Origin of the sequence: Symbiopectobacterium sp., from assembly GCF_047692315.1 — a bacterium.
Taxonomy (GTDB): domain Bacteria; phylum Pseudomonadota; class Gammaproteobacteria; order Enterobacterales; family Enterobacteriaceae; genus Symbiopectobacterium.
This window is the reverse complement of sequence record NZ_JBLLJS010000020.1, coordinates 235,564-248,804: the sequence shown is the minus strand read 5'-3', so window position 1 is coordinate 248,804 and position 13,241 is coordinate 235,564. Positions and strand designations below refer to the sequence as shown.

14 protein-coding genes and 2 pseudogenes are annotated in these 13,241 nt (G+C 52.5%); all 16 read left to right on the top strand.

Features of this window, described 5'->3' with window-relative positions; genetic code table 11:
- The first annotated feature begins 45 nt into the window (after window positions 1-45).
- The 16 genes and pseudogenes from ACMZI0_RS10765 to cho all read left to right on the top strand — a co-directional run bounded on the left by ACMZI0_RS10765 (window position 46) and on the right by cho (window position 13,160).
- Window positions 46-1,707, top strand: coding sequence for an AMP-binding protein (locus ACMZI0_RS10765; RefSeq protein WP_415672936.1), 1,662 nt, complete (start codon window positions 46-48; stop codon window positions 1,705-1,707).
- 103 nt (window positions 1,708-1,810) lie between these two features.
- Window positions 1,811-3,016, top strand: a pseudogene (locus ACMZI0_RS10760) (CaiB/BaiF CoA transferase family protein); the annotation flags it as partial.
- 51 nt (window positions 3,017-3,067) lie between these two features.
- Window positions 3,068-3,892: an acyl-CoA dehydratase activase gene (locus ACMZI0_RS10755; protein ID WP_415672935.1), complete on the top strand. Its 825-nt coding sequence runs from the start codon at window positions 3,068-3,070 to the stop codon at window positions 3,890-3,892.
- A complete protein-coding gene (locus tag ACMZI0_RS10750; RefSeq protein WP_415672934.1) occupies window positions 3,889-4,698 on the top strand; it encodes a 2-hydroxyacyl-CoA dehydratase subunit D in 810 nt (269 codons plus the stop codon). Before ACMZI0_RS10755 ends, ACMZI0_RS10750 begins: the two co-directional genes overlap by 4 nt.
- Before the next feature lie 17 nt (window positions 4,699-4,715).
- Window positions 4,716-4,985: a 2-hydroxyacyl-CoA dehydratase gene (locus ACMZI0_RS10745; protein WP_415672933.1), complete on the top strand. Its 270-nt coding sequence runs from the start codon at window positions 4,716-4,718 to the stop codon at window positions 4,983-4,985.
- Entirely contained in the window at window positions 4,985-6,118 is a 1,134-nt protein-coding gene (locus ACMZI0_RS10740) for a 2-hydroxyacyl-CoA dehydratase subunit D (protein WP_415672932.1), read from the top strand. Before ACMZI0_RS10745 ends, ACMZI0_RS10740 begins: the two co-directional genes overlap by 1 nt.
- 104 nt (window positions 6,119-6,222) lie before the next feature.
- On the top strand, window positions 6,223-6,936 hold the full coding sequence (locus tag ACMZI0_RS10735) for a GntP family permease (RefSeq protein ID WP_415672931.1): 714 nt from the start codon (window positions 6,223-6,225) through the stop codon (window positions 6,934-6,936).
- A complete protein-coding gene (locus tag ACMZI0_RS10730) occupies window positions 6,933-7,394 on the top strand; it encodes a hypothetical protein (protein ID WP_415672930.1) in 462 nt (153 codons plus the stop codon). Before ACMZI0_RS10735 ends, ACMZI0_RS10730 begins: the two co-directional genes overlap by 4 nt.
- A complete protein-coding gene (locus ACMZI0_RS10725; protein WP_415672929.1) occupies window positions 7,391-7,546 on the top strand; it encodes a hypothetical protein in 156 nt (51 codons plus the stop codon). The genes ACMZI0_RS10730 and ACMZI0_RS10725 overlap by 4 nt, the downstream gene beginning before the upstream one ends.
- Before the next feature lie 131 nt (window positions 7,547-7,677).
- Entirely contained in the window at window positions 7,678-8,463 is a 786-nt protein-coding gene (locus tag ACMZI0_RS10720) for an acyl-CoA dehydrogenase family protein (protein WP_415672928.1), read from the top strand.
- Complete coding sequence (locus tag ACMZI0_RS10715; RefSeq protein ID WP_415672977.1) at window positions 8,370-8,816, top strand: acyl-CoA dehydrogenase family protein; 447 nt, start codon at window positions 8,370-8,372, stop codon at window positions 8,814-8,816. Before ACMZI0_RS10720 ends, ACMZI0_RS10715 begins: the two co-directional genes overlap by 94 nt.
- Before the next feature lie 96 nt (window positions 8,817-8,912).
- Window positions 8,913-9,689: a putative electron transfer flavoprotein FixA gene (gene fixA, locus ACMZI0_RS10710; protein WP_415672927.1), complete on the top strand. Its 777-nt coding sequence runs from the start codon at window positions 8,913-8,915 to the stop codon at window positions 9,687-9,689.
- Between the two features lie 146 nt (window positions 9,690-9,835).
- Window positions 9,836-10,648, top strand: a complete 813-nt coding sequence (locus tag ACMZI0_RS10705; RefSeq protein ID WP_415672926.1) for an FAD-binding protein — start codon at window positions 9,836-9,838, stop codon at window positions 10,646-10,648.
- Between the two features lie 24 nt (window positions 10,649-10,672).
- Window positions 10,673-11,948: pseudogene (locus ACMZI0_RS10700) on the top strand (FAD-dependent oxidoreductase).
- Window positions 11,945-12,229, top strand: a complete 285-nt coding sequence (locus ACMZI0_RS10695; RefSeq protein WP_415672925.1) for a ferredoxin family protein — start codon at window positions 11,945-11,947, stop codon at window positions 12,227-12,229. The pseudogene ACMZI0_RS10700 and the gene ACMZI0_RS10695 overlap by 4 nt, the downstream one beginning before the upstream one ends.
- 88 nt (window positions 12,230-12,317) lie before the next feature.
- Window positions 12,318-13,160 carry an excinuclease Cho gene (cho, locus tag ACMZI0_RS10690; protein WP_415672976.1) on the top strand — a complete coding sequence of 281 codons (843 nt, stop codon included), beginning with the start codon at window positions 12,318-12,320 and terminating at the stop codon, window positions 13,158-13,160.
- The last annotated feature ends 81 nt before the right edge of the window (window positions 13,161-13,241 follow it).

The window sequence follows — 13,241 nt, the reverse complement described above, 5'->3', positions numbered from 1 at the left end:
TACCAAGAAGACGTAAGAGGCTGCTTTCACAATGAACGTATTGAAATGAGAAGGAGAATAATCCTTCCCGGAATGAGAACGGTATTTAATAGGTATGTTATGCATTTATTAACTGCAACCGTTGGCGAGTGTTTAAATAAAGCAGCAATACGTAATCCTGCTGGTGTAGCATTGATAACCTCACACAGCGGAGCATCGCTTACCTGGCAAGAATTAAATAACGAGGTGCAACAGGTAGCGTGCGGATTTTTGGTGGCCGGATTAAAAAAAGGCGATCGACTGGGCATTTGGTCGGCAAATAGCGTTGAGTGGATTATCTGCTTTTTAGCTGCGGCCAACATCGGCGTGGTAACGGTTGGTCTTAATTTTCAGTTCCAGAAAAGAGAAATCCTGAATTTAATTCGCTTAACGCATATTGACGCCCTGTGCTTCTCTGACGGTTTTAGATATAACGATTTTCCTGCGGTCGTCGCTGAGCTGATGCAGGATGCCTCATTGGGGCGCCTGCGCTTAACCGTTGCCTTAGGAAAAAACGCCATTTTTCCCGCATTGCCGCTGGCAGAAATAAAAGCGCTCGGCAGCACGCTGCCACCTGCTGTTTATCAGCAGGCGCAGGCTAAGGTACAAAGCCGCGATCTGCTGACACTGCAACTGACTTCCGGCAGCACTGCGGCACCCAAAAGGGTGATGCTCAGTCATTATAGCGTTATTAATAATGCGCTGTTCTCTACTCAGCGTTTGGGAGTGACGCACGCGGATACGCTGTGTCTGGCAGTGCCGCTGTTTCATTGCTTCGGGCTCTCTTCCGGACTGCTGTTTGCCCTGCATCAGGGATGCAAAATCGTATTGCTGGACAACTACAGCGCCGAGGCGGTGCTAAAGGCGATCGAGCGTTATCGTTGCACGGTTTTGTACGGTGTTCCCACTATTTTCAGTCTCCTGATGCAGCACGATGCCTTCTCTCAGTATGATGTTTCCAGCCTGGATAAAGGCATTGTAGCTGGGGCCTACTGCTCGCCGCGTCTGATCTCGGACATTACGCAGCGTCTTGGCATGCAGCATCTTGCCGTTTCGTACGGGCAGACAGAAACGTCCCCCTGTTGCACTCAAACGTTGTTTAACGATCCGCTGGTAGTCAAATGCTTTTCGGTTGGTAAACCGCTGCCTTTTGTTGAAATAAAAATTATCCATACCAAAACCGGCGCGCTTTGCTCAACGGGAGTATCGGGGGAAATTTGTTCACGCGGATTTCACGTGATGCAGGACTACGACGATGCCCTGGAACAAACCCGTGCTGTTCTCGACAGTGAAGGATGGCTGCATACCGGCGATGTCGGCTTTATGGATGCCGAGGGTTATTTGCATTATTCCTATCGCCTAAAAGAGATAATCGTGCGTGGTGGCGAAAATATCAGTCCACGAGAAATAGAAGAAGCGATTTTAGAATATCCGGGCATTGAGAGCGTTAAGGTATTTGGCATCGCATCGGAGGCGCTGGGAGAGGAAATTATTGCTGCGCTCAGCGTTAAATCCGGTTATCATATCACGGAATCAATGCTGCGTGATTTTTTAATTCCACAGTTGGCGCGTTACAAGATCCCCGTGCAATTTCATTTTTTAGCGCAGTTTCCTTATACCCCCTGTGGGAAGATTGATGTTCAGCAGTTGAAATTATTAACCCGTGCCGCAGAGGTCAGCGAAAAGTAATAAATTCGCGGTTGGGAATAACGCTATTTCACACATTATGCCGTGAGCTAAAATAATCGATTAAGGAGAAAAGTATGGCGAAGCAAAAGCATTAACGGGCGTTACCGTGGTAGAACTGGCGACATTTATCGCCGTGCCTGCCGCCGGGCGTATTCTGGCGGACATGGGCGCTAACGTGATTAAAATAGAATCGCTGGACGGGGATAATTTACGTTACACCGCGCCGACGGAAGGCCGTCCTCTAGACCAGCATGAAAACACTACCTTCGATTTGGAGAATGCCAATAAACGTGGCATTGCACTGAACACCAAAACGGCGACCGGACAGAAGATATTATTTCAACTGCTGGAGAAGGCTGACATTCTGCTCACTAACTGGCGGCCAAAAGCGCGCGAACGCGCCGGTTTGGATTATGAAACCCTGAAACAAAAATTTCCCCATCTGGTTTATGCCTGTGTAACCGGTTATGGCGACACTGGGCCGGATCAGGATTTGCCGGGATTTGACTATACCGCGTTTTATGCGCGTGGCGGTATTCTGGGTTCACTGTATCAGAAAGGTACAGTGCCGATGAACGTGATCCCAGGTTTAGGTGATCACCAGTGCGCCATGGCGCTGGTGTCTGGGGTGCTGGCAGCCTATATCCATGCTAAAAATACCGGTGAAGGCGAGTATGTTTCCACCAACTTGCTGCATACCTCGATCTACACTCAGGCGATCATGATCCAGGCAGCGCAGTACAAAGAATATGGTCAGCCTTATTCTATCGATCGCCGCACTACTACCAGCCCGTTTATTTTGGCCTACAAGACCAAAGATGACCGCTTTATCCAGATTTGCATGCCGGTATATGACGCCTATTACAGCAAATTTATCACCTGCATAGGTCGTGAGGATCTGGCGCAAGATCCACGCTACACCCACCTGCAAGAAGTCGCCAAACACAAACGTTCACCCGAACTCTACGACATCATCTGGCAGCAGATGGCGCAGAAAACCGTCAAAGAGTGGCGCGAAATCTTTATGGCCAACGACATTCCCTTCAGCGTGGCGCAACTGTGGGAAGAGGTATTGGAAGATAAGCAGGCCTGGGCCATCGATACCTTATATCGCATGCAGTACGCCAACGGCAGTGAAAAGGCGCTGGTACGCCCGCCCATCAGCTTCCTGGAAAGCGGCCTGCCGGACTACCAGCGTGGCCCATTGCTGGGTGAAGACACGCCGGCCATTCTGCAGGAACTCGGTTACAGCGCGGATGAGATTGCCAAACTGGAAGCCAGCAAGGATGTCGGCGTCTGGCGGGAATAGCTAACGCGGCGGTTGTGTCATCGGAACAGGTCAGTACCGAAGAGAGGCTGTATGCAAGAGATACTTACCATGGGGGTGGATATCGGTTCGTCCGCCTCGAAATGCATCATCATGCGTAACGGAACAGAGATCGTCGCACAATCCTTGTTTGCGGTTGGGGCGGGTACGTCCGGACCGGAAAAATCGATAGCGGAAGTGTTGCGCCTGTATGGCGGTGCCCGCAGCGATATCCGTTGGGTGTGCGCCACCAGCTATGGTCGCAATTCCCTCAAGGACGCCAACAAGGAGGTCAGCGAGCTCAGTTGTCATGCCAAAGGTGCCAACTATCTGTTTCCTTGTGTTAAAACGGTAATTGATATCGGTGGGCAAGATGTCAAAGCCTTGCATATGGACGGGCAGGGGCGCCTGCTTAATTTTGTCATGAACGATAAGTGTGCAGCGGGCACCGGGCGTTTTCTCGATGTCATGTCACGGGTGCTGGAGACTCGCATCGACGAACTTGCGGCGCTTGGTGCACAGTCACAAAAGCGGGTCACCATCAGCTCAACCTGTACGGTATTTTCTGAATCCGAAGTGATCTCACATCTCGCCAATAACGAAACCATCCCCGACATCATCAATGGTATTCACAAATCCGTTGCCAGCCGCATTGCCGGGCTGGCAAAACGCGTCGGTATTGAACAACCGGTCATCATGACCGGTGGTGTAGCGAAGAATTTTGAAGTGGTTCGCTATGTCAGTCAGGAATTGGGTGCTCCCATCAAGACATCGCCATTATCACAATATAACGGGGCGATAGGAGAGGCTATTTATGCGTTTGAAGCGTGCAGCGCGTTACTCGCGAGCGACGCACCTCTTTCAGGAACACATCTATGAGCAATGTAACCCCTCAAACGCCGGAACCTGTTCCGGCAAAGAAAAAATTACAGAACATCGCTGCTCAGGCTTATCAACGGGCCTGGGATGCGAAAAATCGCGGTGAAAAAATCGGCTGGTGTGCCTCCAACTTCCCCCAGGAGATTGCGGAAACATTGGATATCCCGGTGGTGTATCCAGAAAATCAGGCGGCAGCTATCGCGGCGAAAGGCGGCGGCCTGCGCATGTGCGAACATGCCGAGAGTCTGGGGTATTCCAACGATATTTGTGCCTATGCCCGCATCAGCCTTTCCTACGCGGATATCAAGCACTGCGAAGAGATGGATATGCCACAGCCGGATTTTCTGCTGTGCTGCAACAACATCTGCAATTGCATGATCAAGTGGTATGAAAATATTGCCTATGAATTGAATATCCCACTGATCCTGATTGATATCCCGTTCAAAAATGACTACGACATCGATGACGCCACGGTGCGCTATATCAAGGCGCAGTTTGACGACGCTTTTACGCGCCTGGCCGAAATCACCGGGCGCTCGTACTCAGAACAACGGTTCAAGGAAGTGTGTGAAATATCGCAACGCACTGGTCGCGCCTGGCTAAAAGCGGCGGAATATTGTCAGTACCAACCTTCACCAATGAACGGTTTCGATCTGTTTAATCACATGCGGTGGCAGTCTGCGCGCCACGTCCACCCCGTTGAAAGAGCGGGGAATCAACGTTACCGCCACGGTGTACGCCACGGCGTTTGGCGTGATTTACCAAAACAGCGACGAAATGATGCGCGCTTACTCTTACGTGCCTAACTGCGTGTCGGTGGAACGTGCGGCAGACATGCGCATTGAACGTGGGCCGCCAGAACCACATTGACGGCGCGATCATTCACGTCAACCGCAGCTGCAAGCTGTGGAGCGGCATTATGCCAGAGATTGAGCGCCGCATTCGTCACGAGCTGAACATCCCCACTGTCACGTTTGATGGCGATCAGGCCGATCCGCGCGGCTTCTCCGAAGCGCAATACGTTACTTGCATCGAGGCACTGACGGAAATTATGGCTGCCAATAAAGCTGCTGCACACAAAGGGGGTTTGTGATGGAATGCGTAAATCAAAAAATTGAACAGTTGCAGGACATCGTCAATAACCCTGGCAAGCAGCTCAATGCGCTGCTGAAAAGTGGTAAACAGGTTGCCGGCTGTTTTCCGGAGTATACCCCGAATGAAATCGTTTATGCTGCAGGCATGGTGCCGTTCGGACTGTGGGGTGCAGAAGGGAAGGAGATCTCGGAGGCCAAGAAATACTTCCCGCCGTTTTACTGTGCGCTGGCGCTGTCAACGCTGGAATTGGGGCTGGATCATGCACTGAATAAACTGTCGGCGGTGATGATTCCGGTTTTATGTGACACCCTGAAATGCCTGGGGCAAAACTGGAAGGTAGGGGTGCCGCAGGTGCCCTTTATCCAACTGGTGCATCCGCAGAATCGCGCCATGCCAGCCGGTATTGCGTTTTTGACTGAACAGTATCAGCGTATCGCCCAGCAGTTAGGGCAGATATCTGGACAGTCTGTCACGCCGGACGCGCTCGATCGGGCCATTGAACTGTTTAATCAGCATCGTGCAGCGCTGCGTGAGTTCTCACAGGTTGCCGCTCGCTATCCGCGTACCATTAGCCCGCTGATGCGTAACACCGTGATAAAAAGCGGCTATTTCATGGACGTGGTCGAACACACCCAGCGTGTGCGTGAGATGATTGCGCTGTGCACAGAATTGCTAACAGAGCAGTGGGATGGTCATAACATTGTGGTGACCGGCATCATTGCGGACAGCCCTGCTATTCTGCAAATTTTTGCCGACAATCATATGGCGATCGTGGTCGATGAAGTGGCTCACGAATCCCGCCAGTTCCGGCAAGATGTTCCTCCTGACAGCGATCCCTACCGCCGCTTAGCCTTGCAGATTGCTCAGCTCGAAGGGTGCTCATTGCTACACGATCTCGAGAAGAAACGTGGCAGTTTGTTGGTCGACATGGTGCGGAAAAATAATGCGCAGGGCGTGGTGTATCTGTTAACCAAGTTTTGCGATCCGGAAGAATTTGATGCACCCATTATCAAAAAACAGCTCGATAAGGAAGGTATCCCCTCCATTATTATCAAAATCGATCAACAAACAAAAAGTTACGAGCAGGCGCGCACGGCGTTACAGACTTTTGCCGATGTGCTGTCGGCATAAATTAATGCGCGACGATTGGTAAATTAATAAAACCGCGTTCAACGAAGGTGAATGGTAGTTTAATTTAATCATCTCTGACTCTGATAAATAGAAGAGAGAATATCATGGGTATTTTCTGTTTGATTCTCGGATTAATTATTTTGATGGTGATGTGTATAAAAGGCATACACATCTTTATTTCTGTCTTTACCGCCAGCCTGTTTTTAGCCGTGACGGCATGGTTAACCACGCCAGATGGCCTGAATCCGCTGGATGCGATATTAAAAATTTACACCACGGGGCTTGGCAGCTACTTCGGTGCCTTCTTCTTTATCTTCGTACTGGGGGTAATATTCGGCAAGCTGACGGCCATCAGCGGTGCGGCTGACAGCGTGGCATCGTTCATTATCGGTAAATTTGGTGAAAGGGCGGTGATCCCCTCCTTGGTGGCGGCCTGTGCCATCCTGGCGTATGGCGGCGTCTCGGTGTTTGTGGCGCTGTTCACCGTCTACTCAATGATGGTCAGCATGTTCAAAAAAGCCAATTTGCCGCGCAGGCTGATCCCCGCCGTCTATTTTGCCGGTGCGGGCACCTTTGTCATGATCATGCCGGACTCGCCGCAAATCCAGAACCTGATCCCGATGAAGTTTCTCGGCACCTCAGCCACCGCGGGGTTAGTGCCAGGATTATTGACGGCTGTTTTTCAGGCGACACTGGTGATCTTTTATCTGTCATGGCTGTTTCGCAAAGTGAAAGCCGGTGGGTGGATGACGATGCCACCGCCGGGAAAAGCAATGCCCCGCAAAGTGCGGCAAAAGATAAGCCGCAGCCCCATGTGATCATTGCGCTGCTGCCGATGCTGCTTTTGCTGTCGGTGCTGAACATTTTGAAATGGGATCCGGCAATTGCGCTGTTTTGCGCCATCGTTTCTGCACTGATTATTTACGCTCGCTATCTCAACTGGAAAGAGATTATTGGCAACCTGGCCGCAGGCACCATGGAAGGCGTGGTTTCTCTGTTTAACACCGCGGTAATCGTCGGTTTCGGTGCGCTGGTCATGAAGCTGCCTGCGTTTCAGGAATCCTTTCAGGCGATCGCACATTCCGGGCTGAGCCCGTTGATGGTCACCGCGATTGCCGTTGGCGCGCTGGTGTTTATCAGCGGTTCCGGCTCTGGTGCGCTCAGTATTGCCATGCCGCTGATTGTCTCTATGTTTCCGGCGGCGGTGGTGGATCAGGGCGCATTGCACCGCGTGGCGACCATGGCCTGCATGAGTCCCCGCCATTTAACGGATTGATTATTAACGTACTGAGTGTATGCGGTGTCAGCCATAAACAGGCGTATGGTCCGGTCGGTATGCTAACGCTGGCCATTCCTTTGGTCGCCATGGCCTTTATGCTGCTTCTTTACGCTGTATTACCTGCATCCATCACCATGCTGGGCGGCTAATTCCTCTTTTAATCAGAAAATAATCGACTAAGGTGCGCGGTAATTATCGTTGTAACCGCGTACCGAAAAAATATGGAACACCAGGGAATAGTTATTCATCTATTCCGGAAATATTATCGGGAGACGTAAACATGAATTTCGAACTTAACGAAGAACAAACGCTGATTCGTAATATGGTCAGAGAGTTTGTGGACAGCGATATTAAACCGATTGCCGCCATTATTGATAAACAGCACCGTTTCCCGCGGGAAAGTATTGCTCCAATGGCTGAATTAGGCCTGTTTGGTTTTAATATTAACGAGGAATTCGGCGGCAGCGATGCCGATGCGATCAGCTATATATTGGCGACGGAAGAAATGGTAAAGGTGAGTGCCGCTCATGCCATGATCATGGGATCGCAATGTTCCCTGACCGGACCGATCATTCAGAAATATGCCGACGCGCAGACACAGCAACGTTTGCTGCCAAAAGTGGTGACGGGTGAAAGCCTTGGCTGTTTCTGCCTGTCTGAGCCGAGCGCCGGATGTGATGCTGCCGCACAGCAGACAACCGCAGTGCGCCAGGGCGATAGTTATATCATCAATGGCTCCAAGCTCTGGATCACCGCTGCACCGCAGGGGGCATTCTTTATCGTGTTTGCCATGACCGAAAAAAGCCAGGGGGTAAAGGGCATAACCGCGTTTCTGGTTGAGCGCGACAACCCTGGCATCAGCATCGGCCTGCCGGAAGAAAAAATGGGTATGAACGGTTCCGATACTTGTACCGTCAGCTTTAGCGACTGTGTGGTGCCAGCCAGTTGTCGTCTGGGCGCGGAAGGGAAAGGATTTGCTATTGCGATGGAAACGCTGGACGGCGGGCGGCTAAGCTGCTCGGCCATTGCGCTGGTATTGCCCAAAGCGCACTCGACGCCACCCTGACTTACACCAGAGAGCGTATCCGGTTCGGCAAACCCATTGCCGCCAATCAGGGGGTACAGTGGATGCTGGTGGAGATGGCTACCCGCGTCGATTGCGCACGCATGCTGGTCTATCGCGCCACCGCCGCCAAAATGGCGGGACACCCTTACACGCGTGAAGCCGCACAGGCTAAACTTTATGCTTCTGAAACCACCACCTATGTCACCCAAAAAGCGGTGCAACTGCACGGTGGCATGGGCTACACCTCGTCTTATCCGGTTGAACGACTGATGTGCGAAGCCAAGCTGACAGAGATCTTCGAAGGCACCAGTGAAGTACAACTCATGGTGGTCGCCAAACATATTCTGGCATAAGTCGGTCTGTTTCTCCTTTGGCCACATTGGTGCCCGGCATCCTGTGGTCTGCGTTATCACTCTTAATTTTCAGACATTTTAGGGAGAACACTCACTATGAGACTTATCGCCTGCTGCAAAATCGTCCATGACGAGCAAGACATCACCACCAACGCCGATCGTTCGCTGTGCGTGGATAATGCCAATCTGAAAATTAGCCTCTACGACCTCAATGCGTTAGAGGCCGCAACGGCGCTGGCAAGCGAACAGCCCGGCAGCCAACTGACGGCGCTCAGCGTGGGCAGTAAGACCATGCTGGAAAACGCCCGAATTCGTAAGGACGTGCTGTCTCGTGGACCAGATACGTTGACGGTGATCGCCGATGACGCCTGTGACGGGGGCTATCCAACCGAAACAGCACAGATTCTGGCCTGTGCCGCGCAGAAGATCGGTTTCGATCTGATTATCTGTGGCGAAGGTTCTGGCGATCTCTATGCACAACAAACCGGTATCCAGATGGGTGAGCGGCTCAACCTGCCCCGCGTCAATGCGGTCAGCAAAATCACTGTTGTCGGAGATAAAGTACGCGTTGAACGCGATCTCGAAGATGTGGTTGAAGAGCTGGAACTGACATTGCCCGCGGTGCTCTCCGTAACGTCAGATATCAACACGCCGCGCCTGCCGTCAATGAAGGCGATTCTGGCCGCGAGTAAAAAAACGGTGACCCAGTGGAGTCTGGCCGATGTGGCCTGCGACACCGGACCGGTAACGGCTACCCGCGTTAGCGCCTGTGCGCCGGAACAGGCTGACAGGCTTGGCATCTGCATCGACGGCGATTCTGACGACAATATCTCTGCCTTCGCTGATCATCTTCGTAAAGCGCTGAATCAATAACCCTACGCAAGGAATCCATCATGGCTACGCTTATTACCTCTTGTTTTTGTTTACGCCGACAATGCGGATCGTCTTGCCGGATTAATTGCCAGAGCCCGCCAGTGGGGCGAGGAAGTTAACGTTTTATTCGTGGGGATGAACAGCAGGTGAAGGCGTGCGTCAATCTCGGCGCCAATATCGTGTATCACTTCACGCCGCAGCAAGGCGTTGTTAGCGAAGACTATGTGCCGTCGTTTGTCAGCATTATTCGCGAATCGGGACCTCAGGCGCTGGTGTTGCTGGCGGCCAGCAAACGCGGCAAGGCCATCGCCGCTCGACTTGGTGCACAACCTAATGCTGCTGTGGTCAACGATGTTATTAGCTTGCGCGTGGAAGAGGACGGCGTGTTTGCCTCTCATCCGTTCTACGGCGGTCTGGCCCATGAAACGCAACAGCTGCGCTCGCCCTACGCAGTGGTGACCTGCGGCAGTAGCGCTGAGGAAAACGTTAACGGCGCAGCCAGCGCGCGTGTAACACCGGGCGCTTTTATTCCGCCGACTCACCCGCTGAAACTGATTTCGCGCCGGGCCAAACTCGGTAGCACGGTCGATCTCGCTAAGGCGAAGCGCGTGGTCGGCGTCGGGAGGGGTTTTGGCAAACAGCAGGATATCGCACTGGCGATGGCACTGGCTCAGGCGATTCAGGGTGAAGTGGGTTGCTCGCGTCCAATTGCAGAAGGGGAAGGTTGGATGGAGCATCAGCGCTATATCGGCGTTTCCGGCACCACGCTGCATGCCGATCTCTACATTGCGGCCGGCGTGTCTGGGCAGATCCAGCATATGGTCGGTGTGAATAACGTCAAAACGCTGGTTGCCATCAACAAAGACAAGAATGCCCCGATTTTCAACAGCGTTGATTACGGCATCGTCGGCGATCTTTATAAAATTCTCCCGGCGTTGACCACACGGTTAAACGGTTAACGCAAGACAAAGGATTAACACAATATGGCAGACGATATTTTTGACGCCATCATCGTGGGTGGGGGGCTGGCCGGTGCGACAGCGGCCTACGTGCTGGCGCAAGCCGGGCTGAATGTGCTGGTGATCGAACGCAGTAATGTCGCGGGTGGAAAAAACATGACGGGTGGGCGGCTCTATGCCCACAGTCTGGAGCACATTATGCCGGGGTTTGCCGAGCGCGCGCCGCTGGAACGGCAGGTCACACGAGAGAAAATCTCCATGCTGACGGCGGATAGCGGCGTCACGCTGGACTACTAGCATCCGGCTTGTGCACAACCCGAGGCGCGCTCCTACACCGTTTTACGCGCCACGTTTGATCCCTGGTTGATGGGTGAGGCGGAGGCCGTGGGCGCGCAATTGATCCCCGGCGTACGCGTCGATGAATTGATCGTACGCGAGGGGAAGGTGTGTGGCGTCAGAGCAGGCGAAGACGAAATTGAAGCGCGCGTGGTGATCCAGGCTGACGGGGTTAACTCACTGTTGGGGGAAAAGCTTGGCATGGTGCGCCATGTCAACCCACATACCGTGGCGGTGGGTGTCAAAGAACTGCTGGCGTTTACCCAGGAACAGATGGCAGAGCGTTTCGGTTGTTCAGGAGACGACGGACTGGCCTGGCTGTTTGCAGGCACGCCTTCTGAGGGGCTGATGGGGGGAGGATTCCTGTATACCAACAAGAACACAGTTTCATTAGGTTTGGTGCTCGGCTTGCACAACGTAGACAAGCTGACCAAAAGTGTGCCGCAACTGCTGGAGGATTTGAAGCAACATCCGCTGGTTGTCCCGTTGGTCAGCGATAGCAAGCTGCTGGAATACTCAGCGCGTCTGGTGCCTGAAGGCGGTCTGGATATGGTACCGGACCTGATCGGTGACGGCGTGTTGATTGTCGGTGATGCCGCCGGGTTCTGTCTGAACGTCGGCTATACGGTACGTGGGATTGATCTGGCGATTGCTTCCGGAGAAGCTGCCGCCAAAGCCGTTATCGCTGCCAAACAGCGCGACGATTTCAGCCGACAGGGGTCAAATGCTGCTGGATGAAAGCTTCGTTATCAAAGACATGAAGCTGTATAAAAACCTGCCTGCGTTTTTAGACAATCCGCGTTTTTTCAGCGCTTATCCGGCGATGATGACGGGCATGATGCAGGATCTGTTCACCATCAACGGCCCGCAACGTCCTCTGCGTAACAAGATGTTCTCCCACATCGGAAAAGTAGGGGTGATGAACATGCTGAAAGATGGCTTTAAGGGAGTGCGTTCGTTATGAGTAAGGTCAATGTGGATATCAAGCTGGGGGTTAACAAGTTTTATGTTGATGAGGGCAATCCGCACATTGTGCTGATTGCCAACCCTGACCCGGTGGAATTCAAAAAGCTGATGTTGGCCTGCCCGGCAGGGCTATATAAACAGGATGAGCAAGGCCAATATCTGTTTGATTCCGCCGGGTGTTTGGAGTGCGGTACCTGCCGCGTGCTGTGCGGGGACACTATTCTAGAGAAATGGACCTTTCCCGCAGGGACGCTGGGGGTTGAGTTTCGCTATGGTTGAGTGGGTACTTTCCAACGGGTGAAAACTTGCTATACTGTATTTAATTACAGTAATTGTGAGTATTCCAGTGAATCCGTATCAAGCCTCTATGGATAAGCCGTTTGATGCAATGGAGGCGTATCACTATCCCGAGCACCTGCGCCCGTTTCTTGAGGGATTGCCCGCTGCGCCCGGCGTCTATGTATTCCATAGCGACAGCGATGTCATGCCGCTTTATATCGGCAAAAGCATCAATATTCGCAGTCGAGTCATGTCGCATTTCAGGACCGTTTCCGAGGCGCGCATGCTGCACCAGTCTCGTCGTATCAGTTATCATCTGACGGCGGGCGAGATTTGCGCGCTGCTGCTGGAAGCGCAAATGATCAAACAGCTACAGCCGTTGCACAATAAACGGCTGCGGCGCAGTCGCCAGCTCTGTTCGTTGCATTTGCGTAACGGCTTCCCCCATATTGTGTCGGCAAAAGAGATCAACTTTTCCCATACGCCGGGTTTATACGGCTTATTCTCCAACCGACGTGCTGCGCAGCAAGCTCTGTTGGATATCGCCGACAGTGAGTTGCTGTGTTACGGCCTGCTAGGTCTGGAAAAACATCCGCACGGTAGGGCTTGTTTCAGACATCAACTGGGGCGATGCGCGGGTGCCTGTTGTGGCAAAGAGCCGATGGTGGAGCATCAACTGCGTCTGCTCGATGGGCTGCAACAGATGCGCGTGTTCAACTGGCCCTACTCGGGAGCCGTCGGGCTGGTGGAGCAATACGGCGATGTGCGGCAGATTCATGTCATCAACAACTGGTATTACCTTGGATCGGTAGAGGACGTCGCCGATGCAGCGCGCTTGACCAAGGTGGCTCACGGTTTTGACCGCGACGGATACAAGATTTTAAGTGAGCCGCTGTTAAATGGGCGGCATGAAATTATTTTGCTGGAGTGAAGAACATTCTGATTGTCAAAAAATCGTCATAAGGCGCAGGTAATGTGTCGGAGAGTTCCCAATTGTTACGTTATATCATCA

Bases quoted from the DNA above. Each gene is read 5' to 3' on its own strand.
- fixA (WP_415672927.1), top strand. From the start codon at position 8,913: ATGAGACTTATCGCCTGCTGCAAAATCGTCCATGACGAGCAAGACATC.
- ACMZI0_RS10720 (WP_415672928.1), top strand. From the start codon at position 7,678: ATGAATTTCGAACTTAACGAAGAACAAACGCTGATTCGTAATATGGTC.
- ACMZI0_RS10740 (WP_415672932.1), top strand. From the start codon at position 4,985: ATGGAATGCGTAAATCAAAAAATTGAACAGTTGCAGGACATCGTCAAT.
- ACMZI0_RS10695 (WP_415672925.1), top strand. From the start codon at position 11,945: ATGAGTAAGGTCAATGTGGATATCAAGCTGGGGGTTAACAAGTTTTAT.
- cho (WP_415672976.1), top strand. From the start codon at position 12,318: ATGGATAAGCCGTTTGATGCAATGGAGGCGTATCACTATCCCGAGCAC.
- ACMZI0_RS10765 (WP_415672936.1), top strand. From the start codon at position 46: ATGAGAAGGAGAATAATCCTTCCCGGAATGAGAACGGTATTTAATAGG.
- ACMZI0_RS10735 (WP_415672931.1), top strand. From the start codon at position 6,223: ATGGGTATTTTCTGTTTGATTCTCGGATTAATTATTTTGATGGTGATG.
- ACMZI0_RS10750 (WP_415672934.1), top strand. From the start codon at position 3,889: ATGAGCAATGTAACCCCTCAAACGCCGGAACCTGTTCCGGCAAAGAAA.
- ACMZI0_RS10755 (WP_415672935.1), top strand. From the start codon at position 3,068: ATGCAAGAGATACTTACCATGGGGGTGGATATCGGTTCGTCCGCCTCG.